Origin of the sequence: Rugamonas rivuli, from assembly GCF_009380165.1 — a bacterium.
Lineage (GTDB): Bacteria > Pseudomonadota > Gammaproteobacteria > Burkholderiales > Burkholderiaceae_D > Rugamonas > Rugamonas rivuli.
In genome coordinates, this window is record NZ_WHUF01000003.1 from 736078 (window position 1) to 753027 (window position 16950).

12 protein-coding genes and 1 other RNA gene are annotated in these 16950 nt (G+C 63.5%); 1 reads left to right on the top strand and 12 read right to left on the bottom strand.

Translation table 11 applies throughout. The features are described 5' to 3' along the window. Position 1: 1 nt before the first annotated feature. From GEV01_RS13645 to rnpB, 10 genes are all read right to left on the bottom strand, one after another. The gene (locus tag GEV01_RS13645) at positions 2-1399 is read right to left on the bottom strand and encodes a UDP-N-acetylmuramoyl-tripeptide--D-alanyl-D-alanine ligase (protein ID WP_152805084.1); all 1398 of its coding nucleotides are present in this window, start codon (positions 1397-1399) and stop codon (positions 2-4) included. Continuing rightward, positions 1399-2955: a UDP-N-acetylmuramoyl-L-alanyl-D-glutamate--2,6-diaminopimelate ligase gene (locus GEV01_RS13650; RefSeq protein ID WP_328595515.1), complete on the bottom strand. Its 1557-nt coding sequence runs from the start codon at positions 2953-2955 to the stop codon at positions 1399-1401. Before GEV01_RS13650 ends, GEV01_RS13645 begins: the two co-directional genes overlap by 1 nt. Then, complete coding sequence (locus GEV01_RS13655; RefSeq protein ID WP_152805086.1) at positions 2952-4727, bottom strand: peptidoglycan D,D-transpeptidase FtsI family protein; 1776 nt, start codon at positions 4725-4727, stop codon at positions 2952-2954. Before GEV01_RS13655 ends, GEV01_RS13650 begins: the two co-directional genes overlap by 4 nt. After that, entirely contained in the window at positions 4724-4999 is a 276-nt protein-coding gene (gene ftsL, locus GEV01_RS13660; RefSeq protein ID WP_008445418.1) for a cell division protein FtsL, read from the bottom strand. The genes GEV01_RS13655 and ftsL overlap by 4 nt, the downstream gene beginning before the upstream one ends. Further along, positions 4996-5967, bottom strand: a complete 972-nt coding sequence (gene rsmH, locus GEV01_RS13665; RefSeq protein WP_152805088.1) for a 16S rRNA (cytosine(1402)-N(4))-methyltransferase RsmH — start codon at positions 5965-5967, stop codon at positions 4996-4998. Before rsmH ends, ftsL begins: the two co-directional genes overlap by 4 nt. Positions 5968-5976: 9 nt before the next feature. After that, on the bottom strand, positions 5977-6405 hold the full coding sequence (mraZ, locus tag GEV01_RS13670) for a division/cell wall cluster transcriptional repressor MraZ (protein WP_008445413.1): 429 nt from the start codon (positions 6403-6405) through the stop codon (positions 5977-5979). Between the two features lie 633 nt (positions 6406-7038). Further along, positions 7039-9285: a M9 family metallopeptidase gene (locus tag GEV01_RS13675; protein ID WP_152805093.1), complete on the bottom strand. Its 2247-nt coding sequence runs from the start codon at positions 9283-9285 to the stop codon at positions 7039-7041. A gap of 190 nt (positions 9286-9475) precedes the next feature. Then, on the bottom strand, positions 9476-10240 hold the full coding sequence (locus GEV01_RS13680; protein WP_070357993.1) for an AraC family transcriptional regulator: 765 nt from the start codon (positions 10238-10240) through the stop codon (positions 9476-9478). Between the two features lie 447 nt (positions 10241-10687). Then, entirely contained in the window at positions 10688-12193 is a 1506-nt protein-coding gene (gene glpK, locus GEV01_RS13685; protein ID WP_152805095.1) for a glycerol kinase GlpK, read from the bottom strand. Positions 12194-12259: 66 nt separating this feature from the next. After that, positions 12260-12593, bottom strand: an RNA gene (gene rnpB / locus GEV01_RS13690) — RNase P RNA component class A. Positions 12594-12708: 115 nt separating this feature from the next. Between rnpB and GEV01_RS13695 the strand changes: the two genes are divergently transcribed. Then, positions 12709-14412 carry a thiamine pyrophosphate-binding protein gene (locus GEV01_RS13695; RefSeq protein WP_152805097.1) on the top strand — a complete coding sequence of 568 codons (1704 nt, stop codon included), beginning with the start codon at positions 12709-12711 and terminating at the stop codon, positions 14410-14412. 20 nt (positions 14413-14432) lie between these two features. Here GEV01_RS13695 and GEV01_RS13700 read toward each other — a convergent pair whose 3' ends face one another. Together GEV01_RS13700 and GEV01_RS13705 are read right to left on the bottom strand one after the other, a co-directional pair. Further along, complete coding sequence (locus GEV01_RS13700; protein ID WP_152805099.1) at positions 14433-15005, bottom strand: hypothetical protein; 573 nt, start codon at positions 15003-15005, stop codon at positions 14433-14435. Between the two features lie 71 nt (positions 15006-15076). Then, positions 15077-16153, bottom strand: coding sequence for a porin (locus GEV01_RS13705; RefSeq protein ID WP_152805101.1), 1077 nt, complete (start codon positions 16151-16153; stop codon positions 15077-15079). Positions 16154-16950: the final 797 nt, after the last annotated feature.

Here is a 16950-nt window from a genome sequence, read left to right on the forward strand (position 1 = left end):
ATTAGTGACTTTCCTTGTTAGCTTGTTGCGATCCAATCAAATGCTGCACGACCCGTTCCATTTTCATGAAGCGGGAGCCCTTGATTAATACGGTTGCATCCGGCGTGACGGCTGCTTCGACAGCAGCCAGCAAATCGCCGAAGTTTTCAAAATGACGGATGGTCGCGCCATGCATATGCGCGGCCAGCTCGCCGGTTACCAGCACCTGTTCGATGCCTTTGATCTGCGCATACGCGCCGATTTCTTCGTGAAACTCGCGGCCCTGGGTGCCGACTTCGCCCATGTCGCCCAGCACCAGCACGCGCGGGGCGGCGGCCTTGGACAGCACGTCGATGGCGGCGCGCACCGAGTCCGGGTTGGCGTTGTAGCTGTCGTCGATGACGACGGCGCCGTTGGCCGCGGCCTTCTTTTGCAGACGGCCGTTGACCGGTGCGAAGGTGTCGAGGCCCAGTTTGATCTTGTCCAGCGCGATGCCGGCGGCGTACGTACAAGCCACGGCGGCCAGCGCGTTGCGCACATTGTGCTCGCCCGCCGCTTGCAGATTGACGAAGAACTGTTCGGGTTCAGCGTCGCCCTCGCGGATGGTGACGAACATCTCGTTGCCGAAATCGTTGGCGCGGAAGGTGCAGCTTACTTCCGCATCCTTGGTCAGGCCGAAGCGCAGCACGCGGCGGCCGGCCGACAGTTCTTCCCAGATCGGCGTGAACTCGTCGCCATGCGGGAATACGGCCACGCCGTCGGAGGGCAGGCTGGCCAGCACGGCGCCGTTCTCACGCGCCACCGCTTCCACGGTGTGCATGAATTCCTGGTGTTCGCGCTGGGCGTTGTTGACCATGGCGATGGTCGGTGCGGCGATGGCGCTCAGGCGGCCGATCTCGCCGGGATGGTTCATGCCCAGTTCCACCACGGCCGACTGCTGCTGCGCGTCCATGCGGAACAGCGTCAATGGCACGCCGATTTCGTTATTCAGGTTGCCGCGCGTGGCCAGGCGGCCTTCTTCGCCGTGGGCTGCTGCCAGGACGGCGGAGATCATTTCCTTGACCGTGGTCTTGCCGTTGCTGCCGGTGACGCCGATGACAGGCATGGCGAACTGGCGGCGCCAGTAGTTGGCGATCTGGCCCAGGGCCACCAGCGTGTTAGGCACGACGATGGCCGCGATACCGGTCGATGCGGTCCAGCCTTCCGGCAGTTCTTCGACAACGACAGCGGCGACGCCCTTCTCCGCGACTTGCGCCAGGAAGTTGTGGGCGTCGAAAACCTCGCCGCGCAAGGCGACGAACAGCGAACCTGCGGATACGCTACGGCTGTCGGTGGAGACGCCGTTGAATACAATTTCACCGGAGCCGATCAACTCGGCGCCGGACACAGAAGGCAGAATCTGTGCGAGTGCTGCACGCATCAATTCGTCCTCATCATGGTTAAGCGGGCCGACAGCGCCAGCTGCGCGTGGTCGGCGTCGGAGAATGGCAGTTTCTTGCCCTTGATTTCCTGGTACGGCTCGTGGCCTTTACCGGCCAGCAGGATCACGTCCGGCTTGCCGGCGTGCTTGATCGCGGACAGGATGGCGGCGGCGCGGTCGTCCAGCGTCTGCACCGTCGATGCCGGGTTGTTGCGGTCCATGCCGGCGACGATCTGCTCGATGATCGAGTGCGGATCTTCGCTGCGCGGATTGTCGCTGGTGACCAGCACGTGGTCGGCCATCTGCGCGATCTTGCCCATCTGCGGACGCTTGCCCGGATCGCGGTCGCCGCCGCAGCCGAACACGCACCACAGCTGGCCGCCGCGGTCGGTGGCCACAGGGCGCAGTGCGGCCAGGGTTTTTTCCAGCGCGTCCGGCGTGTGCGCGTAGTCGATGACGATCATCGGCGCGTCCTGGCCGCCGACCTGCTGCATGCGGCCCGGGGCAGGCAGCAGCGCTTCGACCGCTTCGATGGCGGCGCGCAGGCCCAGGCCCTTGGCCAGCATCGCGCCCATCACGCCCAGCGCGTTGCTGATGTTGAAGTTGCCGACCAGGTGAGTCTTGACCAGCGCCACGCCCAGCGCGCACTCCAGGTGGAATTCGGTGCCGGCGTTGCGGCTGCTGCGGAACTGGCTGGCGCGCAGCATCAGCACACCGGCGATGTCCGGTTGCGCGACGGCGTCCTGCAGCGTGTAGCCGATCAGCGGGATCGTGCCGGCCAGCGGCGCGCGCGCCTGCAGGTGGGCGATCAGGCGCAGGCCCATCGGGTCGTCCAGGTTGACCACCGCCGTCTTCAGGCCGGGCCAGTCGAACAGCTTGGTCTTGGCGGCCTCGTAGGCCTCCATCGTGCCGTGGTAGTCCAGGTGGTCGCGGGTCAGGTTGGTGAACAGCGCGACATCGAAATGCATGCCGGCCACGCGGCCCTGCTCAAGTCCGATGGACGATACTTCGATCGCCAGCGCGGCGGCGCCCTGCTCGCGCAGGCCCGCCAGCGTGCGCGCCAGCAGCACCGCGTCCGGCGTGGTGTAGCCGGTGACGTCGTATTCGACATCGCCGCGTGCGCGGAACAGGCCCACGCCCAGCGTGCCGATGACGGCGGCCGGCTCGGCGCCGCGCGACAGCGCGTGGCCCAGCCAGACGGCGCTGGAGGTCTTGCCGTTGGTGCCGGTGACGCCGACGGTGAACATGGCCGCATCCGGCTGATCATAAAAAGCGTGGGCGATCACGCCGGCGTGGCGCTTGAGCTGTTCGACGGTGAGGTAAGGCACGGCCCAGCTGTCGTTCCAGGTGAAACCGGCGGGGTCGAACACCACCAGCGCGGCGCCCTGCTCGATGGCGCTTTCAATGAAGCTGCGGCCGTCGCCGGCATCGCCCGGGTAGGCAAAAAACACATCGCCCGGCTTGATGCGGCGCGAATCCGAAGCCAGCTGCGCGGACGGCGTCAGCTTGCGGATTGCGGCGGCAACGGCCAAGGGGTCGAAGTTAGAAGTCGTCACATTTTCTCCTGTGCTGCATTATCAGGAATGATGATATGGGTAAGGGTTGAATCGGGCGTGATGTTCTTGGCGCGCAGCGCGTTGGCGGCCAGCGCGGAGAACACGGGGCCTGCCACGTCGCCGCCGACGTGCACCGGTCCGCCCGGTTCGTCGATCATGACGGCGATGATGAAGCGCGGGTTCGACATCGGCGCCATGCCGACGAAGTTGCCGATGTATTTGGTCTGCGAGTAGCGGCCGTTGAGGAACTTCTGCGCGGTACCGGTCTTGCCGCCCACGCGGTAGCCCTGCACCTGGGCCTTGACGGCCGAGCCGCCAGGCAGCGTGACCATCTCCAGCATCTCGCGCATCTCGGCGGCGGTCTTGGCGCTGATCACCGGCGTGCCGTGCGGCGCTTCCGTCACTTTCTGGAACGACAGCGGGATGATGTCGCCGTCGCGGGCGAAGATCATGTAGGCGCGCGCCAACTGGATCAGCGATACCGAGATGCCCTGGCCGAAGCTCATATTGGCCTGCTCGATCGGACGCCACGATTTGTATGGACGCACGCGGCCTGCCACGGCGCCGGGGAAGCCCCACTTGGGCTGCTGGCCGAAACCGACCTTGGTGAACATCTCCCACATTTCCTGCGGCGGCATGCTCAGCGCGATCTTCGAGGTGCCGATGTTGGACGACTTCTGGATGATGGTCTGGACGTCGATCAGGTAGTGCGGGTGGGTGTCGTGGACCACGTGGTCGGCGATCACCATGGCGCCGGCGCCGGTGTCGAACATGGTGTGCGGCGTGATGCGCTTCTCGTCCAGCGCCAGGCCGACGGTGAACGGCTTGAGCGAGGAACCCGGCTCGAAGGTGTCGGTCATCACGCGGTTGCGCAGCTGTTCGCCGGTCAGCTTGGTGCGGTCGTTGGGGTTGTAGGTCGGCCAGTTGGCCAGCGCCAGCACTTCGCCGGTGTGCACGTCCAGCACGATGGCGGCGCCGGCCTTGGCGTGGAACTTCTCCACCGATTCCTTCACCTGCGTGAAAGCGATGTACTGAAGCTTGCTGTCGATCGACAGCGTCAAGTCCTTGCCGTCGTGCGGCTCGCGCACCGATTCGATGTCCTCGACGATGTGGCCCAGGCGGTCCTTGATGACGCGGCGGCTGCCCGGCTGGCCCACCAGGGTTTTCTGCTGCGCCAGCTCCATCGATTCCTGGCCGGCGTCTTCGACGTTGGTGAAGCCGACGACGTGGGTCGTCACTTCGCCCTGCGGGTAGAAGCGCTTGTATTCCTTGCGGGTCTGGATGCCTTCGATACCCAGCTTGGTGATCTGGTCGGCCACGTCCTGCTCTACCTGGCGCTTCAGGTAGACGAAGCCGCGGTCGGAATCGAGTTTCTTTTGCAGGTCGGCGTTGCTCATGTCGAGCAGCTTGGCCAGCTCTTTCAGTTTGGCCGGCGGCGCTTCCTGGACATCGTCCGGAATCGCCCAGATGGCCTTGACCGGTACCGACGACGCCAGCACCTGGCCATCGCGGTCGGTGATCTTGCCGCGCGTGGCCGGCAGGTCCAGCGTGCGGGCGTAGCGGATCTCGCCCTGCTTTTGCAGGAACTGGGTCGACAAGCCTTGCAGCCACAGGGCGCGCGCGCCCAGGCCGGCGAAGGCGGCAAACAATACGAACAGCACCACGCGCGAACGCCAGACCGGCAGGCGTACCGCCAGCACCGGGTTCTTGGAGAACGGCACGCCCTTGGAACGGGCTACGCGCGACGTGTTCGTATTGCTGGCGCGGCTCATTTCGATCCTTCCGGCGTCAGGTACTGGGTGCGCGCGGCGGTCAGCGGCGTCATGTTCAGGTCGCGGCGGGCGATCTCCTCGATGCGGGCGTGCTTGCCCAGCGTCGACTGGTCCAGCTGCAGCTGCGCCCATTCGATGTCGAGCTGGCGCGCCTGCGACTGCGTGCGTTCCAGTTCGATGAACAGGTGGCGCGCCTGGTATTGCGCGTTCACCAGCGACAGCCCGCAGGCCACCAGCAGCGCCGTCAGCACCAGGTTGATCTTGCCGCTCATGCCGAGCCTTTCGCCGCAACCGCAGGCAGGCGGCGCGCGACCCGCATCACGGCCGAACGGGCGCGCGGGTTGGCGTCGACTTCGGCGTCGGACGGCTTGAGCTTGGCCAGCAGCTTCAGTTCCGGCTGCGGCAGGTCGACCGCGCGGATCGGCAGGCGGCGGTCCGGCTGCTCGACATTGGCCTTGGAAGCGAAGAAGCGCTTGACCATGCGGTCTTCCAGCGAGTGGAAGCTGATGATGGCGATGATGCCGCCCGGCGCCAGGCTGTTCCAGGCCTGGGTCAGACCGATCTCGAGGTCTTCAAGCTCTTTATTGATGAAAATCCGGATAGCCTGAAAGGTACGGGTGGCCGGGTCCTTGCCCTTTTCCCGAGTCTTGACCGCGCCTGCCACGATGCCGGCAAGCTGTCGTGTGGTTGAAATTGGCTCGACTGCCCTGCGAGCAACAATCGCCTTTGCAATCTGAAAAGCAAACCGTTCTTCCCCATATTCCTTGATCACCTTTTCCAGTGTCTGTTCAGTTTCTGTGGCGAGCCACTCCGCCGCCGACATGCCGCGCGTGGTATCCATGCGCATGTCGAGCGGGCCGTCGTTGCGGAAGCTGAAGCCGCGCGCGGCGTCGTCCACCTGCGGCGACGAGATGCCCAGGTCGAGCAAAATGCCGTCGGCCTGCGCCACGCCGCGCTCGGCCAGCGCCGCATGCATGGTGGCGAAGCTGTCGTGGACGATGGTAAAACGCGGGTCGGTAATCTGCTCGGCGGTGGCGATCGCCTGCAGGTCTTTGTCGAAGGCGATCAGGCGCGCCTTGGCGCCCAGTTTGGACAGGATCAGGCGCGAGTGGCCGCCGCGGCCGAACGTGCCGTCGACGTAGACGCCGTCGGCGCGCGCGCCATCCAGCGCCAGCGCGTCGACAGCTTCGTCAAGCAGCACCGTCCGATGCTGAAATTCCGGCACCGATGTAGTGGTCATCACGGAGCCTTAGAAAGAGAAATTAGCGAGAACATCGGGGGTGCCGGCTTCAATCGCCTGCTGCTCTTGTTGCGCCATCTTGGCGGCATCCCAGATTTCGAAATGAGAACCCATGCCCATCATCATGACCTCGCGCTCCAGGCCGACGGCGCTGCGCAGTTCGGGGGCGATCAGGATGCGGCCGGCCGTGTCCATTTCGACGTCGGTGGCGTAGCCGAGGAAGATGCGCTGCCAGGCGCGGGCCTGCAACGGCCATTGGGAGATCTGTTGGCGGTGCTGTTCCCACACCGGGCGGGGGAACAACATGACGCAGCCGTCGGGATGGCGGGTCAGCGTGAGGCGGCCTTCGCACTGGATCGAGAGCGCGTCACGGTGCTTGGCAGGGATAGACATCCTGCCTTTGGCATCGAGATTGATTGCGGACGCGCCTTGAAACACGGGATTACCTTTTGACCTCAGTAGGGTTAGCGGAGCATGATCGGCGCTTTCCGGTTTTCATCTCCCCCGCCGCTAAGTCGGGTGAAATTTCCCACAAAAAGACACTTTTTCACACAGATGCCCACTTTAGAGGAAGCAAGAATAGTGGTCAAGCGCTTTCAGGCAAACGAAACAGCGATTTTAGTAATGAAATTAAGGACTTAGCGCGATTCCTTGAAGCCGGGTAGAAATAAAATAGTTAGGTAAATTAAGTACTTATGACAAACAGTGAATGTGCTACCTCATCTGTGCACATGTGTTTGAACGCACTAAAACGGGGAAAAAGAGCGTATAAAATAATTGAATTAAATGCATATAGTTGCAAGACGCCAACATTGCAGTATTAAAACGACAACAGGGGCGAACGGGCGGCAGCGGGGGGATTTCTTGCGGCAAGTCGCGCCGGCGGCGCACTCAGCTGGATGGGAAAACCTGGGGTCGAGCGGGGACAGCGCCACGGCGCAGGGCAACTTGTATAGACAAGTCAGCCGCCGCACCGCCACGCCGCATTATACGAAATCCGTGGCCGGAAATCGGGAAACGGCAGCCGGGCGGCTGCCGTTTTAAGCGCTTTCTAAGACCGCTTCAGCGAAGTCAATCGTAGGTCGCGTACACCGTCACGCCGCTGAAGCTGGTTTTAGCCTTCAGCATGATGTAGTACCAGTGGCCGGCCACCGGATTGGCGATGCTGACGTTTTCCGAGTTGCCGGCCGCGGCCGACACCATGTCGTACGATGCGACGGTCGGGTAGCGGTCCAGCGCCACGTACATGTCGGCGTCGCCGCTGCCGCCGCGGCTGAAGATCTTCACATTGGTGGCGCCGGCCGGCACCATCAGGTAGACGTAAGCCGCGGTGGACGAACCCAGGCCGCCGATGCCGCAGTTCTTGCCCAGGTAGCTGGTCGAGGCGCAGGCCGGCAGTTGCGGTTCAGGCATGGGCGGCTGGCCGGCCGTGGTGGCGCTGTTGACCCAGTCGGCGAACTCGGCGTCGTAGCTGGTGCCGATGCGGGCCATAAAGCTCTGGTAGCCGCTGTAGTCGCCGATGCGGAACATGCCCAGCACGGCATCGACGTCGGCGCGGTGGCGCTCCATCATGAAGCGGGTAGCCATGTAACCCCAGCGATAGGCGCGGATCACATAGTCGTTCATGCTGTAGGTGTTGCCGAAGATCTGGCTCAGGCGGTAGGTGCCGGTCTTGGTGATGTCGATCGCGACCTGGTTGTTATTCTTCAGCGACAGGTACTCGGCGATGCCTTCGATCCACCACACGGTCGGCACCGACGTGGCCTGGCCGAAATCGCCCAGCATGTCGAAGCGGCCGTCCAGGTAGTGCACATACTCGTGCTCCAGGTTCCACACCTGGAAGGTCGGACGCAGCCACGAAGCTTCGTGGGCGATGAAGCGGGCCTGGTTGCCGGGCACGTCAGGCTCGCCTTCCAGGTACATGCCGCCGTTGTCGGTGCTGATGCCGTAGATGATGGAGGCGTACTTGCTGTAGTTGGTGTAGTCGTCGAACACCACCAGTTCCAGCGAGGTGTTGTTGTCGTTGGCGACAGGGATGCGCTTGGTCTTCAACATCTCGTGCGCATAGTTTTCCTCGGTCGCCAGCTTGTCGCAGCTGTCCTGCATTTGCGCCGGCGTCATGTCCTGGGCACGGATGCGCAGCGTCGGGCTGCACGACTTGCTGTACTTGAGGATGGCGTTGGCCAGCTTGGTGGTGAAGTCGCAGGTGCCGTACTGGGCGCAGTTCTCGTTGTCGTAGTACTTGACGGCGCTGGCGGCGGCCAGCCACAGGTCGCTGTCGGCGCTGGTCAGGCTGGTGGTGGCCAGCATGTTCAACACCATAGGCTTGACGCCGGCCTTGAGCGCCGGATACTGCATGAAGCGGAATGCCTCGTTGGTCGCATCGTTGAGCTGGTAGCTGTAGTCGCCGCCCAGCAGCGCGGTCTTGTTGGAGATTACGAAGTTGTTCAGCGCGGTCGCATACGACAGGTCGTTCTGCACTACCGGCGCGGCGTCGGGACGGAAGTGGGAATAGAACAGCACCGTCAGCGCCGACGTGAAGCCGCCGCTGGCACTGGCGTTGCGCAGGCCATCGACCGCGTTCGGCGTGTTCGCGCTGTTGGTGTAGCGCTGCACCAGGGCTTTCATGCTGGGCAGGTAGAAGGCTTCGTCATGCATATTGGTGATCAGGCGCAGCGTTTCGCCGGCCGTGGTGTAGGCCACCGCGTTGGGCGCGTACAGCCGGGTGCTCTCGGCCAGCTGCTTGATCGGCGTGCGCAGCGTCGTCTTCACCGATTGCGCCGGCTGGGCGATGGTGCCGCCTTCGGCCAGGTAGTAGCCGGCGCGCAGGTACAGCGCCAGGTTGACCAGCGCCATATTGCTGGCGTTGTAGCTGCCGGCTTCCTGCGTGAAGCGGCTGGCGATGGCGCTCAGGTTGGCGTCCGAGTAGACCGTCGCGCCCTGCGCCGGCGTCAGCGAGAACAGGCCGTAGGTGCATTCAAAGTCCGGCAGGCTGACCAGGTAGTCGGCCAGCGCGGCGCCGCTGTAGGTGGCCAGCTTGGTCATGTCCTTGCATTCCGGCGTGGCGCTCAGCGGCGTCAGGCTGTTGCGCTGCTGGCGCGGCAGCAGGTCGTAGCGCGGCTTGGTGGTCGGCGCCAGCTGGTACTTCTGCTGCTCGACCGATGGCGGCAGGGTTTGGCGCTGGTGCGGCATGGGCGCCTGTTTCAGGCGGCCGTGTTTGTCTGCGGCGGGATCGCCGCCGTTGTCGGCATGGGCGGCAACGGCCAGGCTGACGGCGCATAGGCCGCCTAGATACAGGATATTCCTCGATAACGACATGTCTGCCTCTCTTCAAGATAGTTATAAGTATTCGCCGCGCGCCTTGTGGGCGGGTCGGCTGGGTGATACTAGCTTGATGAGTTTGCAAGGCATTGCGCGCACCGATGGGTGCGCGGCGGTTCGCTATATTTAAACAGCCGGGGACGTGGGATCGGCACAGTGCTTGCGCCGAAATACCACAGTTTTGAGGTCAGGCGCGCAGTTCCGCCCACGACGCCATGCTCGGCGCAGCTTGTGGGCGCTCGCCATGCTGCTGCGCGCGGTACTGCATCGGCGTCATGCCGGTCAGCGCCTTGAACTGCCGGCTGAAGGCGCTGTGGTCCGAATAACCGCAATCGTTGGCGATGTCGGCGATGCTGCGGGCCGGGTCGGCCTCGATCAGCGCCAGCGCGCCGTCCAGCCGCGACTGCAGCAGCAGCTGGCGCGGGCTGTAGTGGAACACCCGCTGGAACAGGCGCTCCACGCGCGCCAGCGGCAGGCCGGCGTCCTGCGCCAGCTGGTTCAGGCACAGCGGCTCGCGGTAGTGATCGCGGATGTGCTGGGCGATGCTGGCGATCTGGCGGTACACAGGATGCAAGTCGTCTGCCAGCCCGAGGTCGTGCGAGGTGCCGACCAGGCCGACGATGGCGCCGGCATCGTTGCGCAGCGGCGTCTTGTGGGTCAGGCACCAGCCGTGGCGGCGATTGGGATACAGGTGCAGTTCCAGGTGCTTGTTGATGGTGTGGCCGGCCTCGATCACCTCGCGGTCTTGCGCCATATAGGTCTGCGCCAGATGGCGCGGATGCACTTCCAGCACCGTCTTGCCGACGATTTCCTGCTTGGTGCGCAGGCCGCAGCGCCGCACAAGCGTGCGGTTGGCGGCCAGGTAGCGGCCGTCCCGGTCCTTGACGAAAAACGCGACATCGCTCAGTTCATCGAACAGGATTTCGATCGCATTCAACTCGACATTTTGCATCGCTCCTCCAGTTGCTTAGGTGGCAAGATATTCCATCTTACCTCATCCTTTCGCGCGCGGGAACCTTGCCGTGAGAATAGACACAGGGGGTGCAACCCCATTCTCCTTCTGGCAAACCTACTGAATCTTCTCCTGAAATCTACTGAATTGAACTTCCAGCTACTGCGCCGGTCTAACTCAGTAGGCAGAAGCAGAATTCAGTAGATTCCAGTAAGGAGAAAAGTACGTTTGCCAGAATGAGCGTGCAGGTCTCCCCCGCCACCCTGCTCGCACTGATGGAGCGGCTGCGCGAAACCGGCGATGCCGCGATCCGGCTATGGCTCGCAACCCCAAGCGAAGCATCGCCAGCCGTACCGCGCGGCTACCAATGGAAAACGCTGTTCCTGCCCGAAGGCACATGGGGCCTACTGCGGCGACCATGGACTGAAGACTGTTTTTCGCGGATCGCTACCGCGCAGTGTCCCAACCACGCGAGCGCTCGACCGCGCGGCCCCACTGCCCCAGCAGTTCGGCGCGGCGATCGGCCGACATGGCGGGCTCGAAGCGGCGATCGCACGACCACTGCGCGGCGATCTCTTCCTGCGTCTCCCAGTAGCCCACCGCCAGCCCGGCCAGATAGGCCGCGCCCAGCGCCGTGGTCTCGGTCACGGTGGGCCGCACCACCGGCACGCCCAGCAGATCGGCCTGGAACTGCATCAGCAGATCGTTGCGGGCCGCGCCGCCGTCGGCGCGCACTTCGGTCAGCGGAATGTCGCGGTGCGAGGCCTCGACATCTTTCTGCATCGCCGCCATCAGCTCCGCGCTTTGATAGGCGATCGCCTCCAGCGCGGCGCGGGCGATGTGGCCGCGGTTGCTGCCCCGGCTCAGACCGACCAGCGCGCCGCGCGCATACGGATCCCAATGCGGCGCGCCCAGCCCGACAAACGCCGGCACCATGAACACGCCGCCGTTGTCCGGCACGCTGGCGGCCAGCGCCTCGACATCGCCCGACTGCTGAATGATGCCCAGCCCGTCGCGCAGCCACTGCACCGTGGCGCCGCCCATGAAGACACTACCCTCCAGCAGGTAATCGGTGGCGCCGTCGACGCGCCAGCCCACCGTAGTCAGCAGCCGGTTATGCGACGCCACCGGATGCCGGCCCAGATGCATCATCATGAAGCAGCCGGTGCCGTAAGTATTCTTGACCATGCCAGGCTTCAGGCAAGCCTGGCCGAAGGTGGCGGCCTGCTGGTCGCCGGCGATGCCGGCCACCGGGATCTCGGCGCCGAACAGCGCGGCCCTGGTATGGCCCACCTCCTCGCTCGACGACACCACCTGCGGCAGCATCTCCTCGGGGATGTCGAACAGTTGCAGCAGATCGTGGTCCCAGCGCATCAGGTGTATGTTGAACAGCATGGTGCGGGCGGCGTTGCTGACGTCCGTCACATGGCGGCCGGTCAGCTTGTAGGTCAGCCAGCTGTCGATGGTGCCGAAGGCCAGCGCGCCGTGCCGCGCCCGCTCGCGCGCGCCCGGCACGTGGTCGAGCAGCCACTTGAGCTTGGTGGCGGAAAAATAGGCGTCCAGCTCCAGGCCGGTGATGTCGGTGATTTTCTTGGCCTTGCCGTCGGCGCGCAGCGCCTCGCAGGTGTCGGCCGTGCGGCGGTCCTGCCAGACGATGGCCGGCGCGATGGGTTCGCCGCTCTTGCGGTCCCACACCACGGTGGTCTCGCGCTGGTTGGCGATGCCGATCGCCAGGATCTGGCCGCCGTCGACATGGTTGTCGTGCAAGACCTTGCGCGCCACCGTGAGCTGGCTGTTCCAGATCTCGTTGGGGTCGTGCTCGACCCAGCCGGGCTGAGGGAAATGTTGAGGGAATTCCTGCGCCGCGCTGCCGCAGATGCGGCCCTGATGGTCGAACAGGATGGCGCGCGAGCTGGTAGTGCCTTGATCCAAGGCCAGTATGTATTTTTTCATCGGCAAAGTCCCCGGGGGTGCCGCGGCGTGCGCGTCGGTCCCGCGGCAGCCGCGAACATCGTTATTAGTTGAAGCAAGCCGATAGGCCGGATTTTGTTACGGCGCAGGCGAACCTGCGCTATGACAGCCATTCCTCTAGGCGCTGGATTACTCCAGCGCTCAAGCTTCCTACCCGCACGCTCCGCGAGCAGCATCATCGCGTGCCTATTTGGAATTGCACCAGGTGGAGGTTACCGCGTTTCACCGTAACTTAATACGCTCGTCTCTGTGGCCCTATTCCTCGCCTTATACCCCGAAAGGCTTTCAGCGGACGGCCGTTAACCGTCACCCCGCTCTATGGAGTCCGGACCTTCCTCCCGCCAGGCATTACGCGCTGGCCAGCGGCTGTCTGGCTTGCTTCAACCGCTATTGTAACAGCCCGCCCCTGCAAATCTGAAATTTGGTGTCGCCATTAGAAAAGCCGCAGCCTTTTCCCGGCCGTAGAATGCAGGATACCTATACCGATAAGGCCAGACATGACGCAACCATCCCGCACCGGCGGCCAGATCCTGGTCGACGCCCTGAAGATCCACGGCGTGGACACCGCCTTCGGCGTGCCCGGCGAAAGCTACCTCGACGTGCTCGACGCCTTGCACGACTCCGACATCCGCTTCATCATCAACCGCCAGGAAGGCGGCGCCGCCTTCATGGCCGACGCCTACGGCAAGATGACCGGCAAGCCCGGCATCTGCTTCGTCACGCGCGGCCCGGGCGCCACCAACGCTTCGATCGGCGTGCACACCGCCTTCCAGGATTCGACCCCGATGATCCTGTTCATCGGCCAGGTCGGCAACGACTTCGTCGACCGCGAAGCCTTCCAGGAAATCGACTACCGCCGCATGTACGGCCAGATGGCCAAGTGGGTGGCGCAGATCGACCGCGCCGACCGCGTGCCGGAATACATCGCCCGCGCCTTCCAGATCGCCACCAGCGGCCGTCCCGGCCCGGTGGTACTGGCGCTGCCGGAAGACATGCTGACCGCCGTTGCCAGCGTGGCCGACACCCGCGGCTACCAGCCGGTGCAAGCCTCGCCGTCGGCCGCGCAGATCGACCAGGTGCGCTCGCTGCTGGCCGGCGCCAAGAAGCCGCTGGTCCTGCTGGGCGGCGGCGGCTGGAACGCGCAAGCCTGCGCCGACCTGCAAGCCTTCGCCGACGCCAACCACCTGCCGGTATCGTGCGCCTTCCGCTTCCAGGACTTGCTCGACAACGACCATCCGAATTACATCGGCGACGTCGGCATCGGCATCAATCCCAAGCTGGCCGCGCGCGTGCGCGAAGCCGACGTGATCCTGGCCATCGGCCCGCGCCTGGGCGAGATGACCACCGGCGGCTACGCGCTGATCGCCGCGCCGGTGCCGGCCCAGCGCCTGATCCACGTGCACGCCGATGCCGAGGAACTGGGCAGCGTCTACCAGGCCGAGCTGATGATCAACAGCGGCATGCCGCAAGTGGCGGCAATGCTGGCCGCGATGGCGCCGGTCGACAGCGCCGCGTGGCGCGGCACCGTGGCCGAAGCCAAGGCCGACCTGGCCGCATGGCAGCAGCAGCCGCCCATCTTCCAGGACGGCAAAGCGCCGCTGGACCTGTGGCAGGTGGTGCAGCAGATCGACCGCATCACGCCGCACGACACCATCATCACCAACGGCGCCGGCAACTACGCCACCTGGGCGCACCGCTTCCACCGCTACGGCGGCATGCGCACCCAGCTGGCGCCGACCAGCGGCGCCATGGGCTACAGCGTGCCGGCCGGCGTGGCCGCCAAGATCATAGCCCCGGAGCGCACCGTGATCACCTTCGCCGGCGACGGCGAGTACATGATGAACGGCCAGGAGCTAGCCACCGCCGTGCAGTACCGCGCGGGCGTGGTCATCATCGTGTTCAATAACGGCATGTTCGGCACCATCCGCATGCACCAGGAGCTGCACTACCCTGGCCGCGTGTCCGGCACGCAGCTGCACAACCCGGACTTCGCCGCGCTGGCGGTGGCCTATGGCGGCCATGGTGAAGTGGTGGAAGCGACGGCGGACTTCGCGCCGGCGCTGGAGCGCGCGCTGGCCTACGCCAACAGCAAGCAGCTGCCGGCCGTGATCGAGCTGCGCTACGACGGCAACCTGATCACCCCGGGCGCCACGCTGGAAACCATCCGCAAGAACGCGCAAGCGGCCAAGGCCGCGAAGTAAGCGTCAAAAAAACCGCCGGCTCACAGGCCGGCGGTAGTAGTCTTGCCGGCCTCGATCATCGGCGCCGGCGATTCTGGCGCCTCCGGCGCTTCTTCCATTTCTTTTTTCTTCTTCGGCACCGGACAGGCGCGGCAGGCGCCGGCCTTGCGGCCGAAGTCCGTCACCAGCGACAAGCGCATCGGCACCGACTGGTCGCCGCAGTAGCCGCCATCCAGCACCAGCGTCTTGCCGCCGTCGGCCAGCTTGCCGCTGATGACGCGCTCGTCCTCGTCCGGCGGCTGCACCATGAAGTACAGCTGCTTGCCGCGCGGATCGATCGTCACCTCGCTGGCCACCACCGGCCAGCTCAAGCCGCCGGCCGTGTACTCATACAACACCGTGTCCACTTCTGAAAACCGTTGCAGCGTGATGCGCTGGCCGCCGAACTCGCCGCTGTCCGCATGCACGCACAGGTCGGAATACACCAGCATGCCGTAGCGCGGCAGGGTGCCGGCCGGCGCCGCCGGCTTGCGCGCCATCTTCGGCGCGGCGATCACCGCGCAGGACGCCAGCAAGATGGCGCTGGCCAGGGCGGCACGTCGGGTAGTCATCATCGTAACGGCTTTCAGAAATGAACAACGGCTGCACCAGGCAGCCGTTGTGGATTCTAACTGATCAGATCAGATTAGAAGGAGTGACGCAGGCCCAGATTGAAAGCCTTGTCGCCCGAACCGGCTTCGCTGTTGTTACCAACGGTGTAGCTAGCGCCGTTTTTGTTTTTGATCTTAGCGTAAGCAACGTAGGTGCTGGTGCGCTTCGACAGAGCGTACGAGTAGCCAACTGCCCACTGATCTGCATCGTGGTTAGCGACTTCTTTGTCGTTCTTGCGGGTGTACGAAGCCATCAGGGTGCCGTTCGCGCCGATAGGAGCGGTAGCGCCGATCAGAGCAACGTTGCTGTCGCGGGTAGCCGCTGGAGCAACTGCGTAGCCGAATGGGTTCGAAGCGTTAGCCAGTGGCGAGCTGTTGGTGCCCTTGTCTTTGCTGAAAGCAGCGTAAGCTTTAACAACGACGAAGTCGTAGTTAGCAGCGATCAGGGTGTTGTGGCCAACGTCGGTGCTCAGTTTAGGAGCAACGGTGTCGTTGTTACGTGCGTTGTAAGCAACGCGAACGTTCAGAGGACCGTTCGAGTAGCCAGCCCAGCCGCCGATTTGACGTTGTGCCGATGCGTCGCCAGCTTGCTCGCCTACCGAGTAGGAGATCTCGCCTTGGAAACCAGCCAGCGATGGCGACTGGTAAACGATAGCGTTGCTGTTGCGGGTGTTGTTGCCAGCCACGCCGAACAGGTTTTTAGCAGTACCAGCGTAGCCCAGAGCGAACGGGTCAGCCACGTCGCGCAGGGTTTCGTAGTACGGGGTGTACTGGCGACCCAGGGTCAGTTGACCAGCGGTGGTCGATTTCAGACCAACGTACGATTGACGGTTAGCGATCGAACCAGCAACATCGGACTCGCCGGTGTCAGCTTTGATGCCCGATTCCAGCACGAAGACAGCGCTCAGACCACCGCCCAGATCTTCCGTACCTTTGAAACCCAGACGGGAGGCCGAGCCTACGCCGCTGGTTACTTTGGTGGTGTTGGCAACGCCGCCGCGCTCGCTAACGATACCGGCATCGACGATACCGTAGATCGTGACGTTCGATTGAGCGAACGCTGCGGAGCTCATTGCGCCCAGGACGGCCATGGCGATAAGGGATTTTTTCATTACGTGTTTCCTTCAGTTGTGTTGCTGTAAAAAGGTAAAGCTAGTATTGCGGCGTGTTCGGTGCTTATCGGCGCCATCTGCAGCGCCGTCTGTGCGTGAGGGCAAACTCCCCAGCTGCCACGATGCGGTCCCAGGTGCGGGACGCGTTCACTTAAATTGCGGCCGATTAAATCGACGCCGGCTTTATCGCGACGCAAATTGCGCCGGAGGCGGCACTATACTGATGCTTTGCTGGTCTGCCAAGTGTAAAAGCGTTCATGTTAACCACAGTCACTCTTGCCAGAAATTCAAAACACCCGCATTTTACCGCATCGCAATATTTCCTGCCGAGTCAGCCAACTAGCCCGGTATTTCCGCCCGATGCATCCATTGCAGCACCCCGTTGTGCGGGCTGCCCGAGTAACAAATGCAAGATCTATGCATGCGTGACTACATCGTTGTCGGACCAAGTAAAAATAGCCACTTTGCTATTTCTGACGCCATTTTATACTGAAGCGCCCCGTCGCCCGCCTCGACTCAATGGTAATAAGCTTACAACTCAGGACTTTGTTTGGCAGTTTCAAACGGCAAAATAGCCCGGAAACCAACTTTGCTCCTAGTGTTAGCGCTTTATTTGTGTAGGAAATTTTGTCGCGCGCGCAAGGTGTTGCAGTGCATCAGCAATTTGTAAGAAATTGCTACCTGTTGCATATTGGAGACAAAACCACCATCTCTACTTGCAAATTCGTAGGGAATGCGGTGAGAAACGCTCATCCGTCACATGAATTCCATGCATGCGGCTGGCAGGTGGGCTGAAC